At 69.6% G+C, this 21,812-nt stretch carries 20 protein-coding genes; 8 read left to right on the plus strand and 12 right to left on the minus strand.

The window, feature by feature from the left end:
- Positions 1–628 precede the first annotated feature (628 nt).
- Both PG878_RS12980 and PG878_RS12985 read left to right on the plus strand, forming a co-directional pair.
- Positions 629–1,015 (plus strand): hypothetical protein, encoded by a 387-nt coding sequence (locus PG878_RS12980; protein ID WP_209032605.1) that lies wholly within the window; start codon positions 629–631, stop codon positions 1,013–1,015.
- A 232-nt stretch (positions 1,016–1,247) separates the two neighbouring features.
- Entirely contained in the window at positions 1,248–1,922 is a 675-nt protein-coding gene (locus PG878_RS12985; protein WP_209029418.1) for a secreted signal peptide protein, read from the plus strand.
- A 247-nt stretch (positions 1,923–2,169) separates the two neighbouring features.
- On the opposite strand, the gene dksA is transcribed toward PG878_RS12985, so the two are convergent.
- A complete protein-coding gene (gene dksA, locus PG878_RS12990) occupies positions 2,170–3,297 on the minus strand; it encodes an RNA polymerase-binding protein DksA (protein ID WP_209029417.1) in 1,128 nt (375 codons plus the stop codon).
- 114 nt (positions 3,298–3,411) lie between these two features.
- On the opposite strand from dksA, the gene yidD reads away from it, so the two are divergent.
- The 3 genes from yidD to PG878_RS13005 are packed head-to-tail and all read left to right on the plus strand — an operon-like array spanning position 3,412 to position 5,881.
- Positions 3,412–3,684 carry a membrane protein insertion efficiency factor YidD gene (gene yidD, locus PG878_RS12995; protein WP_106407029.1) on the plus strand — a complete coding sequence of 91 codons (273 nt, stop codon included), beginning with the start codon at positions 3,412–3,414 and terminating at the stop codon, positions 3,682–3,684.
- Positions 3,684–5,018 (plus strand): dihydroorotase, encoded by a 1,335-nt coding sequence (locus PG878_RS13000; protein WP_209029416.1) that lies wholly within the window; start codon positions 3,684–3,686, stop codon positions 5,016–5,018. The genes yidD and PG878_RS13000 overlap by 1 nt, the downstream gene beginning before the upstream one ends.
- Positions 5,018–5,881, plus strand: a complete 864-nt coding sequence (locus tag PG878_RS13005; RefSeq protein ID WP_209029415.1) for a M23 family metallopeptidase — start codon at positions 5,018–5,020, stop codon at positions 5,879–5,881. The genes PG878_RS13000 and PG878_RS13005 overlap by 1 nt, the downstream gene beginning before the upstream one ends.
- 294 nt (positions 5,882–6,175) lie before the next feature.
- On the opposite strand, the gene PG878_RS13010 is transcribed toward PG878_RS13005, so the two are convergent.
- Complete coding sequence (locus PG878_RS13010; RefSeq protein WP_244672421.1) at positions 6,176–7,123, minus strand: C40 family peptidase; 948 nt, start codon at positions 7,121–7,123, stop codon at positions 6,176–6,178.
- A complete protein-coding gene (locus tag PG878_RS13015) occupies positions 7,120–8,802 on the minus strand; it encodes a sensor domain-containing diguanylate cyclase (RefSeq protein ID WP_209029414.1) in 1,683 nt (560 codons plus the stop codon). Before PG878_RS13015 ends, PG878_RS13010 begins: the two co-directional genes overlap by 4 nt.
- A 412-nt stretch (positions 8,803–9,214) precedes the next feature.
- On the opposite strand from PG878_RS13015, the gene PG878_RS13020 reads away from it, so the two are divergent.
- Complete coding sequence (locus tag PG878_RS13020) at positions 9,215–10,396, plus strand: putative acyl-CoA thioester hydrolase (protein WP_244672420.1); 1,182 nt, start codon at positions 9,215–9,217, stop codon at positions 10,394–10,396.
- A gap of 28 nt (positions 10,397–10,424) precedes the next feature.
- Here the strand turns inward: PG878_RS13020 and PG878_RS13025 are convergent, their stop codons facing one another.
- From PG878_RS13025 to efp, 6 genes are all read right to left on the minus strand, one after another.
- Positions 10,425–11,129, minus strand: coding sequence for an isoprenoid biosynthesis enzyme family protein (locus tag PG878_RS13025; RefSeq protein WP_209029413.1), 705 nt, complete (start codon positions 11,127–11,129; stop codon positions 10,425–10,427).
- A 193-nt stretch (positions 11,130–11,322) separates the two neighbouring features.
- Positions 11,323–12,030 (minus strand): phosphoglycolate phosphatase, encoded by a 708-nt coding sequence (locus PG878_RS13030; RefSeq protein WP_209029412.1) that lies wholly within the window; start codon positions 12,028–12,030, stop codon positions 11,323–11,325.
- A complete protein-coding gene (gene ubiG, locus PG878_RS13035) occupies positions 12,020–12,757 on the minus strand; it encodes a bifunctional 2-polyprenyl-6-hydroxyphenol methylase/3-demethylubiquinol 3-O-methyltransferase UbiG (protein WP_209029411.1) in 738 nt (245 codons plus the stop codon). Before ubiG ends, PG878_RS13030 begins: the two co-directional genes overlap by 11 nt.
- Positions 12,758–12,810: 53 nt before the next feature.
- On the minus strand, positions 12,811–14,145 hold the full coding sequence (locus tag PG878_RS13040) for a TRZ/ATZ family hydrolase (RefSeq protein WP_209029410.1): 1,335 nt from the start codon (positions 14,143–14,145) through the stop codon (positions 12,811–12,813).
- 25 nt (positions 14,146–14,170) lie between these two features.
- The gene (locus PG878_RS13045; protein ID WP_209029409.1) at positions 14,171–14,839 is read right to left on the minus strand and encodes a TMEM175 family protein; all 669 of its coding nucleotides are present in this window, start codon (positions 14,837–14,839) and stop codon (positions 14,171–14,173) included.
- A 125-nt stretch (positions 14,840–14,964) separates the two neighbouring features.
- Entirely contained in the window at positions 14,965–15,531 is a 567-nt protein-coding gene (gene efp / locus PG878_RS13050; protein ID WP_010343528.1) for an elongation factor P, read from the minus strand.
- 99 nt (positions 15,532–15,630) lie between these two features.
- Here efp and epmB point away from each other — a divergent pair, with 99 nt between their 5' ends.
- Positions 15,631–16,668 carry an EF-P beta-lysylation protein EpmB gene (gene epmB / locus PG878_RS13055; RefSeq protein ID WP_209029408.1) on the plus strand — a complete coding sequence of 346 codons (1,038 nt, stop codon included), beginning with the start codon at positions 15,631–15,633 and terminating at the stop codon, positions 16,666–16,668.
- A gap of 48 nt (positions 16,669–16,716) precedes the next feature.
- Here epmB and PG878_RS13060 read toward each other — a convergent pair whose 3' ends face one another.
- The 3 genes from PG878_RS13060 to PG878_RS13070 all read right to left on the minus strand — a co-directional run bounded on the left by PG878_RS13060 (position 16,717) and on the right by PG878_RS13070 (position 20,685).
- A complete protein-coding gene (locus tag PG878_RS13060; protein WP_209029407.1) occupies positions 16,717–18,861 on the minus strand; it encodes a putative bifunctional diguanylate cyclase/phosphodiesterase in 2,145 nt (714 codons plus the stop codon).
- A complete protein-coding gene (locus PG878_RS13065) occupies positions 18,858–19,775 on the minus strand; it encodes a phosphate/phosphite/phosphonate ABC transporter substrate-binding protein (RefSeq protein WP_244663538.1) in 918 nt (305 codons plus the stop codon). Before PG878_RS13065 ends, PG878_RS13060 begins: the two co-directional genes overlap by 4 nt.
- 151 nt (positions 19,776–19,926) lie before the next feature.
- Entirely contained in the window at positions 19,927–20,685 is a 759-nt protein-coding gene (locus tag PG878_RS13070; protein WP_209029406.1) for an RNA methyltransferase, read from the minus strand.
- Positions 20,686–20,803: 118 nt separating this feature from the next.
- On the opposite strand from PG878_RS13070, the gene PG878_RS13075 reads away from it, so the two are divergent.
- A complete protein-coding gene (locus PG878_RS13075; RefSeq protein WP_010343521.1) occupies positions 20,804–21,631 on the plus strand; it encodes an inositol monophosphatase family protein in 828 nt (275 codons plus the stop codon).
- Positions 21,632–21,812: the final 181 nt, after the last annotated feature.

The following is a 21,812-nucleotide window of genomic DNA, read 5'->3' on the forward strand; positions in this document are numbered from 1 at the left end:
TCTGGGCCGGCCAATTCGGCATTGCGGCTCAAGGTCGGCACTCCGTTATCGATGCAGCCATGGATACGACATGGAAATAATTCTCAAGCAATGACATGGTTTGTCAGAAGCGATATGGCGACATACCGCGCACCTCATTATGCGACACCGCCATGACAGGCACATTTAAAGCCGTCGACAGGCACGAAGAAACCGTAACTTGAGCGAAAGCCCCAACGCTTCCCGACGCGACCCGCGTATTTCATTGTCGCCAGGAGAGCGCACCTTGCAGAAAAGACGGAAAACCAAAAGGAAAGGAGGACGAAAGAAGCACTGGAGATTATCTTCAGCGATAAAGCGCGAACCGCTTTTCGAGTATGGATGTGTGTCGAACGTAGCTCCCATATGAAACATGGATGGAATCAGCCGAATGGAACGTTCGCTTTTCCGTGACGAGACAGTGGCCGCCCGACGCCCGGCATGGCTGGGGACAGCGCGACGGGCAACTCCCTTCTCAATCCAGGCCCGGACCTGCGTCGCACTCGGCATCGCCACCGCCGTAGTGATGTCGCTGCAAGCACTTCCTCCCACCCTCTCCCGCACCCGTGCCGCCAACCCCGGCAGACAACCGCCTATCGGAGCTCTCCGCATGAAGTCTCTCTGCTTACCGCGCATCGGCATTGCCTTGGCGTTCGCCATGGCCGTGCCAGGATCCTTGCAGGCGAAGCAAGCCCCTGCCCCCGCAGACGGCGAACAGGCGATCGCCTATGTGCTGCAGAACGACATCGTGCTCTCAAGGCTATTCGGGGACTGCCCCGCACTGAAATTTGCACGCACCGGCGCCGATGGCGCCAAGTCCTTCCTGATCGAAGGCAACTGCAACATCAAGAACAACCCGGAGGAAGATGCGGACTGTGCCGCCTATCACGTCCGTGCGACCGGGACGATCGACGCGCCGTCGCATTGGACGGTACGCCGCCAGGAACTGACCTTGGTGTGCTCCAGCGAGGGAGCAGCGACGACGCGGCGGAGGTAACCGTCGCGCAGGTACCTACGACGTCGGCACAGCACGCAGTGGCGAGAATCCAATCTCCGAGATGATCGCCACCATCGCCACCAATTCGGGCCTGAATCCGTCCCATCCCAGCGCAACGCGTTCATCACCGCCTACGGGCACCGAGAAGGCTGGCACCGCAACTAACCCACCCTGCGGCGAGGACGGGAGCGCTCCCGTCCTCGCCGCGCACTCCCCATCACGGAGATTTCTCATGGCATCCCGGTTCTTCCCGCTGTTCGGCCTGCTCGCGCTCTGCATGGCCTGCTCGCAAGCCCACGCCGCCGGCAGCGACGCGGCGGCCTGCACGCATGCGCTGCATCAGGCCTTTGCAGGCTCCAGCAGCGCCTCCACCCTGCCCACGCCGTGCGCGCGTCTCGGACCAGTCGCGCTCGGCATGCGCAAACACCAGGTGCTGGCCGCCCTGGGCCAGCCGGACATCACCCGCAGCGATGCGGCACATCCGGACACGCTCAGCGTGGTGTATCTGTACCCGCGCGGGTTCAATGCGCAACTGGCGCAGCAACCGCAGCCGGCGACCGCTCTCCGCTACAGCCAGTTGGCGGTGCGCTTTCGCAACGACTGGGTCACCAACCTGATCGCCTTTGCCACTCCAGACGCCCCGTTGCCGTTCGAGTTGCTCGGCCAGCCGGCCGGCACGCACGTCGATCGGGTATTGCAGGCCATCGGCGGGCAGCCGCAATGGAACGCCAGCCGCGACTACGTGCAGTTCGCCGCGATGCCGCTGGGCCTGGAGGTCGATCCGGATACGTCGGCGATCGTCGGACTGGACCTCGCAGCCACCAAGCAGGACCTGGACAGTTTCGCCCTCCCCGGCTTGCAAATGAGCAAGGATGCGCAAAGCGGGTTGATCAACGGCGTGCGTTGAAGGACGCCGTCGTCATGCCGGGATAGGCCGCCTCCCAACGGATGCCTGCGCACGCGGCCGCAAGCGGCTGCGGCGGCAGGACGGGCGTTCGGCTGCGCATCGCGCATCGGCGCTTCGATGGTGGGTTCTGCGGCAGTGGCGACACACGGCAGCAGACGGCAGGCGCTTCGCCCTGACCGGGAAGCTCCAAAAAACGCAAAGCCCCGCGAGCGGGGCCTTGCCTTGACATACTGAAGTCAGCGAGGACTCAGTCGCCCTGCTGCTTCTGCAGATGTTCCCAGCGCTCCTGCGCGTCGATGGTGCGCTCGGCGGTCAGGCGCGCCTCCAGGCGCTCCAGGCCGATCTCTTCGCCGGTGTCCACGCAATAGCCGTAGTCGCCGGCGTCCAGGCGCTTGAGCGTGCTGTCGATCTTGCCGATCAGCTTGCGGTAGCGGTCGCGGGTCCGCAGTTCCAGCGAGTTCTCGGTCTCGCGGGTCGCACGCTCGGCTTCGTCGCCGATGTCGCGGACTTCGTCGCGCAGGTTCTCGATGGTCTGCTTGGATTCCTCGACCAGGTCGGCGCGCCAGGTGAGCAGGCGCTGGCGGAAGTACTCCTGCTGCAGCGCGCTCATGTACTCCTCGTCCGCCGCCGGCTTGTAACCCTTTGGCAGGATCGGGCGACCGGTGGCGTCGTCGGTCTTGTACTCGACCACCTTGTACTTGGCCGGCTTGGCCGGCGTATTCGACTTGGCGGTCACGGCCACGGCGACCTTGCCGGTGGGCTTGGCGACCGGCGCCTTCGGGGTGGATTCGGACTTGGTGGGGGTTTTCGCGGAGGATTTCGAAACGGACACGGGATTCTTTTGTGGCGGGGTCGACGGCGCGGCGGACTTGGCGGCAACGGGCTTGGGAGCCGGTGCTGCGGCGGCCGCGGCGGGCTTGACCGGGACAGGCTTGGCCGCAGCCGGCTTGGGCGCCGACTTCGGTACGGAGGTGGTCACCGCGGATGCGACGGAGGCGGTGGCCGGTTTGGATTTGGCGGGAGCGGCGGCCTTGCCGATCGGCTTGGCCGCCGGCGCCTTCGCTGCCGGCTTGGCGGCGGGCGCTGGCTTGGCGGCGGCCTTGGCCACTGCAACCGGCTTGGCAGGCGCCTTCTTGGCCGGGGCCTTCTTGGCAGGAGCGGACTTGGCCGGCGCCGCAGCGACCGGCTTGGCGGCCGGCTTCTTGGCCACGGCCTTGCTGGCCGACTTGGCCGGGGCGACCTTGGCCGCCGGCTTCGCAGGCGCGGCTTTCTTCGGCGGTTTGCTGGCGGCGGACACCGTCGCTTTCTTGGCGACGGGCTTGGCAGGCTTCTTGGCGGCCTGGACGGCCTTCTTTGCAGGTTTTTTAGCAGCCACGAACGCTCTTCCTTGGTCTTCCCGGGGCCCGGGAAAGCGGGCCTTTATAGCCTACCCTACCCCCCGCGGCAACAACGCGGCGTATACGCCGAGCGACCCGCCTAGTCGAGCACAGTGGCATATCATGGTGGCGTGATCGCCCGCGCTCTCATCGCCCTGCTGCGCCTGTACCAGCGCTTCATCAGCCCGCTGCTCGGGCCACGCTGCCGTTTCGTGCCCAGTTGCTCGGCCTACGCGGTAACCGCCATCGCCCGTTTCGGCGCATTGCGCGGCGGCTGGATGGCCGCCCGTCGCGTCGGCCGCTGCCACCCCTTCCATCCTGGCGGGTTCGACCCGGTGCCCGACCCCACGGCGCCGCCACCCTGCCGCTGCCAAGGAAAACACTGATGTCCGCTTCCACATTGATCGTCAACGCGCGCCTGGTCAACGAAGGCCGCGAAACCCAGGGCGACCTGCGCATCGCCGATGGCCGCATCGCCGCGATCGCCCCGCAACTGGCCGCGCGCGAGGGCGAGACCGTGGTCGACGCCGCCGGGCGCTGGCTGCTGCCCGGGATGATCGACGACCAGGTGCACTTCCGCGAACCCGGCCTGACCCACAAGGGCGACATCGCCACCGAATCGGCCGCGGCGGTGGCCGGCGGCCTGACCAGCTTCATGGACATGCCCAACACCAACCCGCCGACGCTCGACGCCGCCGCGCTGCAGGCCAAGTACGACGCCGCGCACGGCCGCGCCTGGGGCAACTACGGCTTCTACCTGGGCGCCAGCAACGACAACCTGGCCGCGATCCAGACCCTGGACCCGAAGACCGCGCCCGGCATCAAGGTGTTCATGGGCGCCTCCACCGGCAACATGCTGGTCGACAACCCGCAGACCCTGGATGCGATCTTCCGCGACGCGCCGACGCCGATCATCACCCACTGCGAAGACACCCCGACCATCGACGCGACCCTGGCCGCGTTCAAGCAGAAGTACGGCGATGCGCTGACCCCGGACATGCACCCGGACATCCGTTCGCGCGAGGCCTGCCTGAAGTCCTCGCAGCTGGCGGTGTCGCTGGCGAAGAAGCACGGCACCCGCCTGCACGTGCTGCACATCTCCACCGCCGACGAGCTGGCGCTGTTCACGCCCGGCCCGATCCAGGGCAAGCGCATCACCGCCGAGACCTGCATCCATTTCCTGCGCTTCGACCGCGCCGACTACGCCACGCTCGGCAACCTGATCAAGTGCAACCCGGCGATCAAGGACGCCAGCGACCGCGAGGCGCTGATCCGCGCGATCGCCGAGGACGTGATCGACGTGCTTGCCACCGACCACGCCCCGCACACCTGGGAAGAGAAGAGCAAGCCGTACGCGCAGGCGCCGTCCGGCCTGCCGCTGGTGCAGTACGCGCTGGTCGCGGCGCTGGAACTGGTGCACGAGGGCCGGCTCAGCGTGGCCCAGGTGGTGCACAAGTTCGCGCACGCGCCGGCGCTGCTGTTCGACGTGCACGAGCGCGGCTTCCTGCGCGAGGGCTACCACGCCGACCTGGTGCTGATCGACGACACCGCCTTCACCGTACGCCGCGAGGACGTGCTGTCCAAGTGCGGCTGGTCGCCGTTCGAAGGCCGCAGCTTCCGCTCCAAGGTCGCCGCGACCTGGGTCAACGGCGTGCTGGCCTGGGACGGCAGCCGCCTGGTCGGCAGCCCCAACGGCCAGCGCCTGGCGTTCGACCGCTGATGCGCGGCGCCCTGGTGTCCGGCGCCGCACTGGCACTGGCCCTGATGACCGCACCGCTCGCCCCGGCGCTGCATGCGCAGACGCCGGTCGCGGCCGGCGCGCAGGCGCGCAGCGTGTTCCCGACCAGCGCCTCGCAGGGCGCACTGGTGATCGGCAAGGTCGCGCCCGGCAGCCGCGTGCAGTACGCCGGCCGCACCCTGCGGGTCAGCGATTACGGCAGCGTGGTGTTCGGCATCGGCCGCGACGAGCGCGGTCCGTTGCGCATCGCCGTGCAGCGCCCGGATGGGGCGACCGAGACCGTCGAGATCGCGGTGACGCCGCGCGACTGGCCGCTGGAACAGGTCAACGGGGTGCCGCCGAAGACGGTGAACCCGCCGCCGGCGATCGCCGAGCGGATCAAGCGCGAACAGGCCCAGGTCACCGCCGCGCGCGATCGCGACGACCCGCGCACCGATTTCGCCGCACCCTTCCTCTGGCCGGTGCAGGGCCGCATCAGTGGGCGCTTCGGCAACGCGCGCGTCTACAACGGCCAGCCCGGCGCCGGGCATTCGGGCATGGACATCGCCGTGCCCACCGGCACCCCGGTCAAGGCCCCCGCCGCCGGCGTGATCACCTTCGCCGCCCCCGATCTGTACCTGACCGGCGGCACCGTGCTGCTGGATCACGGCTACGGCGTCAGTTCCAACTTCCTGCACCTGTCGCGGATCGACGTCAAAGTCGGCGACCGCATCGCCCAGGGCCAGGTGATCGGCGCGGTGGGCGCCACGGGCCGTGCGACCGGGCCGCATCTGCATTGGGGGATGAATTGGTTTGATGTTCGCATCGACCCATTGTTGGTGCTGGAGCGCACGAAGCAGCAGTAGAACGTTTGGTGCGCCAGGTGCAGAGGCGCGCGGCGGCGCGTTGCTGATTGACACCATCGCCGCGCATGCGCGGCGCAGCGCCAGTCCGAGCGCGCCGCGCTCGCTCGAATGGCCGCGCGCGGCACGGGCAGTATGGCCAGAGTCCGTACCCTCACCCCACCCCCTCTCCCGGTGGGAGAGGGGTTTGCTGCCGTTCTTTCTTCCGCCGTGATCCACGGCCCCGTCTGCAGGGGAAGGTTCCCCTTATGACACCATGCGCAGCCTCGTGCGATGCGCTGGCGCGCAGCCTTCCCGCTATGCAGGCGTGGCCGCCGGCAGCAAGCGCCCCAGCACCACATGCGACGGGCTGTTGGCCAGGTCCAGCGGCATCACCAGCTTGGGGTTGGGGTCTGGAAAGGACGTCCCCGGCGCGGTTCCGGCGGGGTCCCGCGACTGCGCGCCATGGACATCGGCCTGCGGCAGCAGCGGCGGCAGATTCAGTCTGGCGCGGATGAGGTTGGCGCGCTCGAGCAGTTCGTGGTCGGTGACCGTGGTCTGCGCCGAGGCGGCCAGGCTGGCCGGTGCGCCCTCCACCGCCGCCAGACGTTGCGCGATGTCGCCCAGCGCCTGCTGCCGGTGCGGATGCAGCAGTTCCCAGACTTCCTTCCACAGCGCCTTCCAGTCCAGGTCCGGGAACGGCATATGGGTCGGCCCGCTGAGCACGATCTGCGGCGCCAGCCGTCCTGGCGGCGTCGCGTCGCATTGCGCCAGCGCGCGGTACACCATCTCGCTGCACACCATGGAAGAGGGGTCGTCGCGGACCAGATGATCCAGCGCCTCGCGCACCACGATCCGCGCCAGCCAGTGCTGCGGCCACTTGCCGCGGATGGCGACCAGCAGGCCCAGCGTGGGCAGGCTGTTGACCGGATATTTCGTCCCCAGCAGCGACTGCGCCTTCGCCAGCACGTTGGCGCGGTCGGCGTCGTCCAATGCCACGCAGGCGTAGCTGAGCGGCCGGTAGGCGTCGATGATGAGATAGTTGGCGGTGTCGCTGAGCCGCTTCGACAGCGCATATCGGCGCACGCCGCTGGCCGCCGCCTCGATCAGGTCGCCCTGGTCGGCGACGATGGCGGCGTGGCTGTAGATGCTGTCGCCGCACCAGGCGATCAGTTCGGAGACCGGGCCGCAGCCCAGTTGCAACAGGATGTCGCCGACCTGCAACTGATCGGGAGCGAACGCGGGCAAAGCGGGCTGTGCAGTCATGGCTGAGGCTCCTTGGTGGGTGACGCGGTGAACGGGGAAACGCTGACCCGGTTGCGGCCGGCGGCCTTGCTGGCGTAGAGCGCGGCATCGGCCCGCTGCAACAGCGCCGCGGCGCTCTCGCCGCGCTGCCATTGCGCCACGCCGACGCTCAGCGTGCATGACAGCGCCCGGCCCTCGCGCGGCAACGGCTGCGCGGCGACGTGCTGGCGGATGTCCTCGGCCACGCGCCGCGCGGCCTCCAGGGTGGCGCCGGGCATCAGCAGCAGCATCTCGTCGCCGCCCTGGCGGCCGAGCGTGTCGGTGCTGCGCAGGCGCGCCCGCGCGCAGGCCGCGACCCAACGCAGGCAGGCGTCGCCGCCGGCATGGCCATGGAGGTCGTTGATGCGCTTGAAATGGTCGATGTCGATGTAGGCCAGCGCCAACGGCCGCTCGCTGCGCGCGGCGTCCTGCAGCGCCTCGGCCAGGCGCTGCTGCAGCGCCGCGCGGGTGAGCATGCCGGTGAGTTCGTCCACCATCGCCAGGCGGCTGGCGCGATCGCGGTCGCGCCGCAGTTCCAGGATCTGCTCGGCCAGGCCGAAGGTCACCAGCAGGCAGGAAATGGCCAGCGCCAGGCTGATGCCGTGCGCCAGCAACGGCGCGGCCAGATCCAGGCGCAACCACCCGGTCAGTTCCAGGCAGCGCAGCACGCACAGCATCCACAGCGGCGTCCACGAGGCCAGCAACGGCCAGGCGTAGCGCTGCCCGCGCAAGGCCAGCAACAGGCAACACGGCAGCAGCAGCGCGGCGCCGACGATCAGCCCGAGATTGCCCAGCACGCTCAGCACCGCCGCGTCCGATAGCAGGCAGGCCACGGCGATGCCGAGCAGGAACAGCGCACACAGCCGCAGCACCCGGTCCAGCCGCGGCAATTGCCGCTGCATCTCCAGTTGCCGGCGCTGGAAGGTGATGATGAAGAAGCCGCCGAGCGCGGCGACGATGCGCATCGGCGTCGGCGAGGACGCGAACACGCTGGCCAGCCCCGGCACTGCGCGCGCCTCGCCGCCGAGGCCGAGCAGGTACAGCAGCACGCACATCACGTTGGCGGTGAAGTACCCGTAGATCGGCTCGCGCAGGCGTGCCCACAGCGCGATCGCCAGGATCGCCAGCACCGCGGTCGAGCCGAGGATGAAGGCACGCCAGCCGACGTAGCGCAGGTCTTCGCGCTGCACCTGGGCCAGCGGCACGATGCCCACCGGCATCGGCATCGCCGCCGGCGCATGCACCCGCAGCCAGATCGAGGCACCGGCCGGCAGCCCGTGCGGCAAGGCGATCACCAGGGCGCGGGTCGAGTAGCGCAGGTCCGCGTCGGCGCCGTAGATCGCGTGCCGGGTCGGCGCGGTGCGGCCCGGCACCCAGGCCTCGATCCGGGTCAGGTAAGGCGCCTGCAGCACCAGTTGCGGCTGGCCTTCGCTGCCGACCGCACGATCGGCGCGGATGCGCCACCAGGTGGGCTGCTTGCTGCGCTCGTACAGGGTCGCGCCATGGCCGGCGTCGGCGAACGCGGCGTCGTGGCGCCCCGCCACCACCTCCGGCGCCGGCGGGTCGGCGGCCAGCCGTTGCAACGACAACTCCTGCCCCACCGCCGACCCGACCATTCCCAGGCACAGCAGCAGGCAGCACCAACGGCACAGGCGCTTCAATCGAGAGGCTTCCAAATGAGATCCGCGTCGAGCGTAGCGCACGCCGCGGCGGCGCTCGTATCCAAATTCACGGCACCATCACGCACGACGCACGATCGCCAAGGTTTGCGCAGGCGCATGCGGCAATGCCGCGAAATCCCGACCGCCAAGGTCCTGAAACGTCGCATCCTTGGCCCTTTCGCCGGTGGAACGGGCGTGTACGCCCCCGTCGCGACGCGCTCGGCAGCAGTAGAGGATCCGTGATCGTGATGGAAACGACACAACCGTCCTCTGGCTGCGAGGTCGGCCGGCATCGGCACGCGAACGCCCCTACTATCGCCGGTCCGCGAACGGCACCGGATCGCACCAGCGAATGACACCGGTATCATACCAAGCGCCGCCGCGGATCCTTATCCTTGAGCGGAGGCTTCCCATGACCGTATCGCGCTGGTTGCTGCTTTCCTCCACCCTCGCCTTGGCAGGAGGGGTCGTCGCCGACGCCCCGGCCCTGACCGGCACCGCGTCGCGCCCGCAACTGACCAGCAGCGAGGCGGCCAACCAGACCGTCGCCCGCCACCTGGCCCAGGCCGGCCCGATCGGCGCGCTGGTCACCGACAACTGGGATCCCAGTGCCGGGGTCGCGCTGCTGCAGGCCGATTACGCGGTGGCGGCCGACGGCAGCACCCGCTACCGCAGCGTGCAGGCGGCGGTGGACGCGGCGGTCGCCGCCGGCGGCAGCATGCGCCGCTACATCAGCGTGGCACCGGGCACCTATACCGAAGTGGTCTGCATCCCGGCCGCGGCACCGCCTATCACCCTGTTCGGCCTCGGCGGCAGCCCGGCCAGCACCACGATCCGTTTTGGCAACGCCAATCCCACGCCGAAACCCACCGGCAGCGCCACCCACCCCTGCGCCAGCAACGCCGCCAGCAGCACCGTCGGCACCTCCGACAGCGGCACCGTCACCGTGCGCGCGGCGCAGTTCCAGGCGCGCAACCTGGCGATCGTCAACAGCTACGTCGAGGGCACCTACAGCGGCAGCAACCAGTCGGCGGTGGCGCTGGCGTTGCGCGGCGACAAGGCGGTGCTGGAGAACGTGGTGCTGACCGGCAACCAGGACACCCTGCTGGTCAGCGCCGGCAGCTCAAACACGGTGATCCGCGCCTACGTCAAGGGCGGCGTCATCGAGGGCGATACCGACTTCATCTTCGGCTCGGGCGTGGCGGTGTTCGCCGGCAGCACCATCCGCTACACCGCCGCGCGCCGCGGCGCCAACGACGGCGGCGTGATCTTCGCGCCGAGTACCCGCCCGGGCAGCAGCTACGGCTTCCTGGCCATCGGCAGCACCTTCGATGCGGTCGGCGACCCGGGCAGCGGCACGGTGTGGCTGGGGCGGGCCTGGGACGAGAGCGTGGGCAGCCTGTCCAACTACGTCGACGGCACCTCGCCCAACGGCAAGGTGGTGATCCGCGACTCGACGCTGGGCGGGCATATCCGCAAGAGCGCGCCGTGGAACGCCTCGACCATCGGCCGGCCGTACTGCAGCAGCAATTGCAGCACCTCGGCCAACCGCTTCTACGAGTACGCCAACAGCGGCGCCGGCAGCGCGCCCTGAGGCAAGCCGGCGTGGTGGGCGGGCGGGCTCAGCCCAACCCGGCCCACCAGGCGCGCCACAGCGTCGCCATCTGTCCCGGCGGCTTGGGCGTGACGGCCGCCTGCTGCACGGTGCGCGCACGCGCCAGCGCCGACAGGATGCGCCGCGGACGCGGCCCACGCACGCGGCGCGGCCACGCTTTCAGCAACGCCTGCGCCCAGCGCTGGCGCTGCTGCGGCTCCTCGCCGCCACGCAGCGCCAGCGGCGCGGTGGCGGCGCCGCCCTCGGCCAGGCGCTGCGCCAGCACCTGCAGCGCGACCGGTACTGCAGCACCCTCGGCCGTGGCCTCGAACAGGGCGCGCTCGACCGCGACCACGGCCTGCGCGAACGGCTCCAGCCGCTCCAGCGCATGCGCCGTGTCCGCCGCGGCCGCGCGCGCCTGCGGCAGGCTCGGCAAGGCTTCGGCCAGTTGCGTCCACGGCGCGGCCACCGGCTCCAGCACCCGTCCCAGCGGATGCCGCGAACGCTGCCCGGCCCAACTGCGCAGTTCCTCGCCCCACCAGGCCAGCTTGGCGTCGGCCGGCAGCGGATCGCCGGCGATGTTGAGGATGTCGTCGAATTCCTGCAGCAGGGCGAACCAGGCCACGGTGCGGGCGCGTTGCGGCGCCGGCACGAAGGCCTCGGCCACGGCCCATTCCGGCCAGCGGCGGCGCCATTTGTCGAGGAAGGCATCCAGGGCGGACGAACTGCTCATGCGATCGGTGGATCCGGATTCAGGCGCGCGTAGCGAAAACGTCGCACACGGGGAAAGGTGAGCGCGGGCGTCGCGCAGGACGCGCAGTTTACGTGGGTGGGCGGTGGATGCCGAGCGACGTCGGCGTGCATGCAGCGACGCGGCGATCGCCGCATCTGCACGGGTAGCCCCTGATGCGGCCGCGCCGCCGGCTTCAGGAAGCGGCAGCGGCCACCGGCCAGGCCGCGGCGGGATACAACTCCGCCGGCGCCGCGACCATCGCATCGGCGCGCCAGGCCAACGGATCGTCCTCGTCCAGCCGGTAGCCCCACAGCACCGCCACCGAGGCCATGCCCGCGGCGCGCGCGGCAAGGATGTCGCGTTCGTCGTCGCCGACGTAGGCCACCTCGTGCGGCGCCACGCCCAGGCGCTGCGCGGCGACCTGCAGCGGCAACGGATGCGGCTTGCGCTCGGGCAGCGTGTCGCCGCCGATCAGCACCGCGCAGCGCTGCTCCCACTGCAGTTGCGGCAGGATCAACCGGGCCAGCGCCTCCGGCTTGTTGGTGACGATGCCCCACACGCTGCCGGCGTCTTCCAGGCGTTGCAGCAGTTCCGGGATGCCGTCGAACGGCTGCGAATGGCGGCCGATCAGCGCCTCGTAGTGGCGCAGGAACGCCGGGATCAGCGCATCGCGCTCGGTCGCAGGCAGATCCGGAAAGGCGACCCCGAGCATCGCCCGCGAGCCCTTCGACACCACCGGCCGCAACTGCGCCAGGCCGAGCGCAGGACGCCCGTGCTCGGCCAGCAGTGCATTGGCCGCGGCCAGCAGATCCGGCGCACTGTCCAGCAGCGTGCCATCCAGATCGAACAGCACCACCCGCGGGTACCCTAGCCGCGGCAGCGGCGCCTCCCTATTCCCCATTCCCGATTCCCGGCTTTGCAGCACACGCCAGGTAATTCACCTCGGTCCGCGAGGACAACCGCGCACGATTGCGCCACGGCTCGTAAGCCAGGCCGCTGACGTCGCGCAACTGCAGTTCGGCCTGGCGCAACCAGGCGGCCAGTTCCGCCGGCTTGATGAAATCCTGGTAGCGGTGGGTGCCGGTGGGCAGCAGCCGCGCCACGTACTCGGCACCGACGATGGCCAGGGCGAACGCGGCCGGGGTGCGGTTGAGGGTGGACAGGAACAGCTGCCCGCCCGGCTTGAGCAGGGTTGCGCAGGCGCGCACGATCGCCGCCGGATCGGGCACGTGCTCGAGCATCTCCATGCAGGTGATCGCGTCGAAGCTGGCCGGCTGCGCCGCCGCCAGTTCCTCCACCGACTGCACGCGGTAGTCGACCTCGACGCCGGATTCGAACTGGTGCAGGCGCGCGACCTTGATCAGTTCCGGCGACAGATCGATGGCGGTGACCTGCGCGCCTTCCTTGGCCAGCGCCTCGCTGAGCAGGCCGCCGCCGCAGCCCACGTCCAGCACCGTCGCGCCGCGCAACGGCAGGCGCTCGGCGACGTAGCGCAGGCGCACCGGGTTGAGCGCATGCAGCGGCTTCTGCGGGCCGTCGGCATCCCACCAGCGGGTGGCCAGGGCGCCGAACTTGTCCAGTTCGGCCTGATCGAAATTGGCGGAGGCGTTGGCGGTGGAAGCGGTCATGACGGATTCTCGTTGGGGCCGCGCGCGCAGCGCGGCACGGCGAACATAGCGGATCAGGCGTGGACGCTGCGGATACGTTCGCGCCATTCGCGCGCATTGGCGACCAGCGCGTCGACATCCATGTCCACCAGCACGCGCTGGCTCAGCTTGGGCTGGCCGGCGATCCACACGTCGCTGACCTGCTGCCGGCCGGTGGCGTACACCAGTTGCGACAGCACGTTGTGCAGCGGCTGGGTCTCCAGCGCCGACAGGTCCACGCAGATCAGGTCGGCCTGCTTGCCCGGCTCGATCGAGCCGATCCTTTCGCCGAAGCCCAGCGCGCGCGCGCCGCCCAGCGTGGCCGCGCGCAGCGTGCTGGCCGCGTCCAGCGCGGTGGCGTCGTTGGCCACGGCCTTGGCCAGGATCGCCGCGGTGCGGTTCTCGCTGAACATGTCCAGGTCGTTGTTGCTGGCGCAGCCGTCGGTGCCGATCGCCAGGTTCACCCCTGCCCGCTGCAGCGCGCAGGCCGGGCAGAACCCGGAGGCGAGCTTGAGGTTGGATTCGGGGCAATGCACCACGCTGACCCCGCGCTCGGCGCACAGGTGGATCTCCGCGTCGGTGAGCTGGGTCATGTGCACCGCGATCAGGCGGTCGTTGACCAGGCCCAGCCGGTCCAGCCGCGCCAGCGGGCGCTGCCCGTACTGCTTGAGCGAATCGGCGATTTCCTGCGCGGTCTCGTGGGTGTGCAGGTGCACCGGCACCTCGAGCTGGTCGGACAGCATCCGCACCCGCTCGAAGTTGGCGTCGTTGACCGTGTACGGCGCATGCGGGGCGAAGGCGATGCCGACCAGCGGATCATCGCGCCATTGGTCGTGCACCTCGCAGGCGCGGGCGAAGTACTCGTCGGCCGTCTTGGCCCAGGCGGTCGGGAAATCGATGATCACCGTGCCGACCCGCGCGCGGAAGCCGTGCTGCTTGTACACCGCGGCCTGCACGTCGGCGAAGAAATAGTTCTCGTTGGCGCAGGTGGTACCGCCGCGCAGCATCTCGGCGATCGCCAGCGCGGTGCCGTCGGCGACGAACTCCGGGCCGATCACCGCGGTCTCCACCGGCCAGATGTGCTGCTGCAGCCACACCATCAGCGGCAGGTCGTCGGCGATGCCGCGCAGCAGGGTCATCGGGTTGTGCGTGTGCGCGTTGACCAGGCCGGGCAGCAGCGCCGCGTCCGGGCGCGAGACGGTGCGCGCGGCGGCGAAGCGCGTGCGCGCCTCGGCGGTCGGCAGCACTGCGACGATCTCGCTGCCGCGCACCGCCACCGCGTGGTCTTCCAGCACCACCGCATGCGGCTCGATCGGGACCACGTAGCCGGCTTCGATCAGCAGGTCGCAGGATTCGGGAATGGAGGTCATCGCAGGGACTCTGGAAAAGGAAGGATCACGGTACCGGTGCTGCCTCGGCCTGGCGGATGCGCCGCTGGTACACACGCAGCACCAGCCACTGCAGCAGGAAGATCGCCAGGAAGCCGAAGCGGCCCAGCCAGGGCGCGACCATGCCCACCGGGATGCACAACGCGAACACCACCGGCGACACCGCCGCGCGCAGCTTCATCGCCTGCGCCTGCAGCGGGCCCAGCCGCTGCGCCAGGCCTTCCTTGCGCACCGCGTAGGCATGCAGCCAGTACCCGGCCAGGCCGATCGCCGCCAGATGCGCGCAGTACACCGCGAACGCCTCGTGGTTGCCGAAATAGTCCGAATACAGCGCGGTGGAGAACGGCAGCAGGCCGATCAGCAGCAACTGCAGCACGTTGAGCCAGATCAGCCGGTCGTCGAACTGGCGGATGTGCCGGCACAGCTGCAGGTGCGACTTCCAGAACAGCGCAGTGACCAGGAAGCTGACCGCGAAGCCGATGAACAAGGGCAGCATCCGGTGCAGGGCGGCCAGGATGCCGCCGGCGGCCTCGACCTCGGCATGCCCCGGCACCTTGATCTCCACCGCAAGCAAGGTGATGGCGATGGCGAAGACCGCGTCGCTGAAGAACACGACCCGGTCGTGCGGATACTTGCTGTCGACGCTGTCGACGCTGTCGGCGTGGCTGGTGGTCACGGGAATTCCTGGGAGCGAGGTGGTCCTTCACCGCCGCGCGGCGCTCCGGCGCTTGGCGCTGCCTGGCCGCCGCACGCCAGCGCGTGCGCATGCCCGCGGCCGGCGGCGGCCGCGGGCGTGCCGGATTACTTGACGCGCGAGACGTATTCGCCCGAACGCGTGTCGACGCGGATCACTTCCTCCTGGCCGACGAACAGCGGCACGCGCACCACCGCACCGGTCTCCAGGGTGGCGGGCTTGCCGCCGCCGCCGGAGGTGTCGCCGCGCACGCCCGGGTCGGTCTCGACGATCTTCAGTTCGACGAAGTTCGGCGGGGTGACCTGGATCGGCGTGCCGTTCCACAGCGTCACCACGCAATCTTCCTCGCCCTTGATCCACTTGGCGGCGTCGCCGACGCCGGCCTTGTCGGCCTGCACCTGCTCGAAGGTTTCCTGCTGCATGAAGTGCCAGTACTCGCCGTCGCTGTACAGGTACTGCATGTCGGTGTCGACCACGTCGGCCGCTTCCACGCTGTCGGTCGCCTTCATGGTCATTTCGACCACGCGCCCGGACTTGATGAAGCGGTACTTGACGCGGGTGAACGCCTGGCCCTTGCCGGGCTTGACGTATTCGGTATCGGTGATGATCGCAGGCTCGCTGTTGACCAGGATCTTCATCCCGTTCTTGACGTCGTTCATGCCGTAGCTGGCCATCTGAAACTCCTCGGGTAAGGCAAACCCGCCGCGTTCGGCGGCCGGCCGGATAGAATGGAAGCTCCGCCGCAACGGCGGGCGCTCGTGTGATGACCGCCTATGATAACCGCAGCCCCCCGCCCGATGCAGCCGTCCCCGACCCTGCCCACCGCCGCGCCGCCGCGCTGGCAGCAGGCCTGGCGCGACGCCGTGCGCGATCCGCGCGAGCTGCTGGCCTTGCTGGGCCTGGATCCGCAGGCGATGGGCGTCTCCGAACAGGCTGCGACGCAGTTCGCGCTGCGCGTGCCGCGCAGCTTCGTCGCGCGCATGCGCCCGGGCGACCCGCACGATCCGCTGCTGCGCCAGGTGCTGCCGATCGACGACGAGCAGCGCCTGGTCGCCGGCTTCGCCCTGGATGCGGTCGGCGACACCGCGGCCAAGAAGGCCGACGGGGTGATCCACAAATACCGCGGCCGCGCCCTGCTGGTGGCCACCGGCAGTTGCGCCGTGCACTGCCGCTACTGTTTCCGCCGGCACTTTCCCTATGCCGACGAGACCGCCGCACGCGATGGCTGGCGCACGGCGGTGGCGGCGATCGCCGCCGACCCCAGCATCGAGGAAGTGATCCTGTCCGGCGGCGATCCGCTGTCGCTGGCCACGCCGAAACTGGTCGAACTCACGGAGGCGCTGGCCGCGTTGCCGCAACTCAAGCGCCTGCGCATCCACAGCCGCCTGCCGGTGGTGCTGCCCGAGCGCGTCGATGCGCCGTTGCTGGCCTGGCTGCGCGCACTGCCGTGGCCGCTGGCGTTCGTGATCCACGCCAACCACGCCAACGAATTCGATGCCGGTGTGGATGCCGCGCTGGCGCGCCTGCGCGAGGCCGGCGCGCACCTGCTCAACCAGGCGGTGCTGCTGCGCGGGGTCAACGACAGCGTGGAGGCGCTGGCCGCGCTGAGCGAGCGCAGCTTCGCCGCCGGCGTGCTGCCCTACTACCTGCATCAGTTGGACCGGGTGCAGGGCGTGGCCCATTTCGAAGTGGACGATCAAACCGCGCTGGCACTGCACCAGGGGCTGGCCGCGCGCCTGTCCGGTTATCTCGTGCCGAAGCTGGTGCGCGAGATCGCCGGCGATACCGGCAAGCGTCCGTTGATGCCCTGACCCGCGCGACGGCGGCCGCAGACCGCGGTGTCGTTGCCGCGGCGCCGCTCAGGCATCGGCAGGCGACGCATCCTCGTTGGCCAGCAACTGGCGGAACTCCTCCGCACTGAGCGGGCGGCTGAGCCAGAAGCCCTGCCCCAGTTCGCAGCCGCGCTCGCGCAACAGTTCGAACTGCGCCTCCTGCTCGATGCCCTCGGCGACCACGGTGATGTCCAGCGAATGCGCCATCGCGATGATCGCAGTGGTCAGCGCCAGGTCGTCGGGGTCGCGCTGCAGGTCGGCGACGAAGCTCTTGTCGATCTTGACCCCGTCCACCGGCACCTGGCGCAGGTGGCTCAGGCCGGAGAACCCGGTGCCGAAGTCGTCCAGCCACACTTTGACGCCAGTGCGGTGCAGCCGCGCCAGCATGCTCGCCGCCTGCAGCTCATCGCCAATCACCGCGGTCTCGGTCAGCTCCAGGTGCAGTTGCGCCGCCGGCAACCCGGACTCGCGCAGGCAGTCGGCCACCACTTCGGGCAGATCGCCGCTGCGCAACTGCCGCGGCGAGACGTTGACCGAGACGAACAGGTCGGCGCTGCCGTCGGCACGGCGCCACTGGGTGGCCTCGCTGCAGGCCGCACGCAGCACCTTGGGGCCGATACTTTCGATCAAGCCGCTCTGTTCGGCCACGTCGATGAACACCGTCGGCGAGATCGTGCCCATCGCCGGGTGCTGCCAGCGCAGCAGCACTTCCACACCGACCATGCGCCGGTCCTGGGTGCGGAAGATCGGCTGGTAGGCCAGCTTGAGCTCGTCGCGCTCCCAGGCGCCGCGCAGCTCGTGCTCCATGTGCACGCGCCGCTCCACCGCATAGTCCATCGCGCGGCTGTAGAAGCGGTGGCAGTTCTTGCCGGCCAGCTTGGCCTGGTACATGGCGATGTCGCCGTTCTTCAGCAGCGCCGACGCATCCTCGGCATCGCCCGGATAGACGGTGATGCCGATCGAGGTGCCCATGAACACCTCGCGGCCCTGGATCCGCAGCGGTTCGCGCAGTTCCTGCACCAGCCGCTGCGCCAGCGCGGTGGCGACCTTGGCCGCCTGCGCGTCCTCCACCAGGATCACGAACTCGTCGCCGCCGAAGCGCGCCAGCAGCGCGTCGTCGCCGCCCAGTTGTTCGACGGCCAGCTGGATGCGTCGCGCGAACTGCAGCAGGGCCTCGTCGCCGGCCTCGTGACCGAGGGTGTCGTTGATCCGCTTGAAGTCGTCGATGTCGGCGAACAGCAGCGCCAGCCGGCGTTGCGAGGCGCGTGCCGACAGCATGCGATGGTCCAGCGCCTCGCGGAACGCGAGCCGGTTGGTCAGCCCGGTCAAGGCATCGGTATAGGCCATGTGGCGCACGTCGCGGTCGTGGCGGGCGATCGCCTCGCTCATCCGCCCGAACGCGCGCAGCAATTCGCTGACCTCGTCGTGGCGGCCGCTGTCGCGGCGCTCCACCGCGTAGTTGCCGGCCTCGATCTGGCGCGCGGCCGCCGCCATCCAGCGCAACGGCGCCACCAGGGTGCGCTGCACGTAGACCGTCACCATCGCCGCGGTCAGGCCCAGGGCGGCCAGCAACAGCAGCAGCCAGCCGAGATGGCGCTTGCCCAATTCACCCAGGCGCTGGTCGAGGTTCTGCCCGGCCTTGCGCTCGTATTCCTGCGCGCGCGCCCAGGACATGCCCACCCGCACCCCGCCCACGCGCTGGTCGCCGATCATGATCGGCATCGACACATCGAGGAACTCCGGCGACTCCTGGGCCAGCAGCCCCTTTGCGCGGATCGCGGCCTCGGCCATCGGCCCGCGCATGCGCTGTCCATACCCTGCCAGGCCCTCGCTGCCGTCGTGGATCAGCCGCCCATCGGCGTCGTAGACCAGCACATAGGCCACCGCGACATAGCCCAGCGCGCCGCGCACCTGTGTGCCGATCGCGTCCAGGTCGGAGTAGTACACCGGGTTGGCGAGCGAATCGGCGAGCTGCCGCGCCAGCGACTCGCCGCGGGTGCGCATGCTGCTGTCGAACAGGCTGTGGATGGCGTTGCCGCTGAGCGTGCGCACCTCGCGCTGCATCGCCGCCTGGCGCTCCAACAGCAGCGCCAGGATCGCCATCACCAGCAGGGCAGCCACGCCCATGGCCAGCAGGAACCTGGCCTGCAACCCGAAACGCATGCTCTTCATTCCACTTCCAGCCTCACCCGCGCCACGCCGGCGCGCAGGGTGTCCAGGCGCTTCTGCGACGCCGGATCGATCGGATAGAACCCGGAGGTGCCGAAGAACTGGCGCAGCGCCGCGCGCCCCTGCGGATCGTCGGCGGCGTGCAGCAGCACCTCGCGCAAGCGCGTCTCCACCTCCGTGGGCAGATCGCTGCGCACCATCTCCACCGCGCGCGGATACGGCTCGCTGCGGTAGATCACCCGGAAATCGCGGAGAAAGGCCGGCGGAATGCGGCGCTCGTCGTCCCAGTCGAGGTTGCTGAACGCCCCGGCGTCCACCAGGTGCTTGTGCACGAAGGCGGCGATGTTCAGTTCGGAGCGCGCGAACACATAGCCGACCGTGTCCGCCGAGGGCTGGTCCTTGGTCGAGAGCAGGATCTCCGGATGCAGATCGTGCTCGAACAGCGTCATCATCGGCACCAGGTAGGCGCTGGTGGACAGCGTGCTCTGCAGCGCCAGGGTGTGGCCGCGCAGATCGGCAAGCGCATGCATCGGCGCATCGCGGCGCACGAAGAACACGGTGTGGTACTGGCGCACGCCGTTGCGCTCGGTCAGCAGCAGCGGCTTGGCGCCGCCGCGCTGCTCCAGCGCCATCGCGGTGGCGGCGGTCTCGGTGACCCAGTCGACCCGGCCACGGCGCAGGTAACTGCTCATCTGCTGGCTGTCGCGCGCCATCAGGATCTGCCCGGAGGTGATGCCGACCTCGCGCATGCGCGGCACCACGTAGTCCAGCAGCGGCTTGAGTTGCTCGTAATGGGCCTTGGGGTTGTCGCTGATGCGCCCCAGCACCAGGACCGAGGGCCGCGCGTGCACGGACGCGGGCCAGCAGATCGCCAGCGCCAGCCACACCACGACCACCCGCCAACGCGAACTGGACAAACCACGATCCCCAAATAGACCTTGCAAAGCCTAGCCGAAAGCGCATGCCGGTGACAGCGTCACAGAATGGCGCCCGCCGCGCCCGCGTCCCTCGCCCGCCCCGCGCCTGGCGACAGGTGCCGCGCTCGTCGCCTTCGCGCCCTGACAGGCCTCAGTTTTCGGCCTGTCCGGCCAGGCGCGCCATGCGCTGCGCATCGGACAGCACGCCACGCAGCAGGCGCACCTCCTGCTCGGTCAGCTCGGTGCGCAGGAACAGCCGGCGCAGCTTGCGCATCGCCGAATCCGGGGCGCGCCCCTTGTGAAAGTCGATGTCGTCCAGGGTCTCGGCCAACTGCCCGAACAGGCCTTCCACCTGCGCATGACTGGCCGGCGCCTCGCGAAAGCCCGGTGCCGGCGCGGGTGCCGGGGCGACGCCGCGCAGCTGCGCCAGGCGCAGTTCGTAGGCCAGCACCTGCACCGCCGCGGCCAGATTGAGCGAGCTGAACGCCGGATCGGAGGGAATGTGCACGGCCGCATGGCACAGCTGCAGTTCCTCGTTGGTCAGGCCGGTGCGCTCGCGGCCGAATACCAGCGCCACTTCCGCCGGCTCGGCGCTGGTCGCGGTCAGGCGCTGCGCGGCATCGGCGGGCAGCAGTTCCTCCAGCGACACGCGGCGGCTGCGTGCGGTGCAGCCCAGCACCAGCCGGCAATCGGCCACCGCGTCGCTTAGCGCAGGCAACACCGGCGCCTGCTGCAGCAGGTCCTCGGCCCCGGCGGAACGCCGATAGGCCTCGGTTTCGAGCTCGCATTCCGGCGCCACCAGCACCAGCCGCGACAGCCCCATGGTCTTCATCGCGCGCGCCGCCGCACCGATGTTGCCGGGATGCTGGGTCCCGACCAGGACGAAGCGGATACGGGTGGAATCGGTCATGGCGGCACGGCAGGCGAAGCGAACGGGGGCGTAGATGGTAAACTGTGCGGCCGGCCTTGGCGCCGGACTGCTCTTTTCCTCCTCCAGACCCACCTCCGCCTTCTCGGGAGCGCTTGCCATGCAAAAACCCGCCGTCACCGTCATGGTCAAGGCCGCCCGCCTCGCCGGCAACGTCCTGTTGCGCCACATCAACCGCCTGGAAGCGCTGAACGTGGTGCAGAAGGACCGCATGGACTACGCCAGCGAAGTCGATGCCGATGCGGAGAAGGTGATCGTCAAGGAACTGCGCCGCGCCTATCCCGACTACGGCGTGATGGGCGAGGAAGGCGGCGTGCAGGGCGGCGGCCGCTACATGTGGGTGATCGACCCGCTCGACGGCACCAGCAACTACCTGCGCGGCTTCCCGCACTACTGCGTGTCGATCGCCCTGGTGGAGAACGGCGAGCCGGTCGACGCGGTGATCTTCGATCCGCTCCGCAACGAACTGTTCACCGCCAGCCGCGGCAATGGCGCGGTGCTCAACGACCGCCGCATCCGCGTCAGCGAGCGCAAGGAACTCAACGGCGCCATGGTCCACACCGGCTTCGCCCCGCGCGAGCGCAAGCGCGCCAGCCCGCAGCTCAAGTGCGTGGATGCGCTGCTGGTGCAGGCCGAGGACATCCGCCGCACCGGCTCGGCGGCGCTGGATCTGGCCTATGTCGCCTGCGGCCGCAGCGACGCCTACTTCGAAGCCGGGGTAAAGGCCTGGGACATCGCCGCCGGCGTGCTGCTGGTGCGCGAGGCCGGCGGCCGCGTCACCGATTTCAAGGGTGGGACCCTGGGTCGCATCGACGACCGCGGCCCACAGCAGTTCCAGGTGGTGGCCGGCAATCTCAAGGTCGGCGACGCGCTGCAGAAGCTGATCGTCAACACAGGCTTCGCCGGCGAGTTCGACGCGAAGTTCTGAGCGCGGCGGCCGGCACTGCGCCGGCGCAGCGATATCGAAACAGCAGAAAGCCGCGCACTCGCGCGGCTTTTTTTGTGCCCGGCATTCGCGGATCCCGCGCTCGGGAATTCCCGGCGATCGCCGCGCGCGGTGCAGGTCGCGTCCTGCAAGGAAGACATCTCCGCCCGAGGCGGCACGCTGC

The organism is Xanthomonas hawaiiensis (genome assembly GCF_031834635.1).
In the GTDB taxonomy this organism is placed as follows: domain Bacteria; phylum Pseudomonadota; class Gammaproteobacteria; order Xanthomonadales; family Xanthomonadaceae; genus Xanthomonas_A; species Xanthomonas_A sacchari.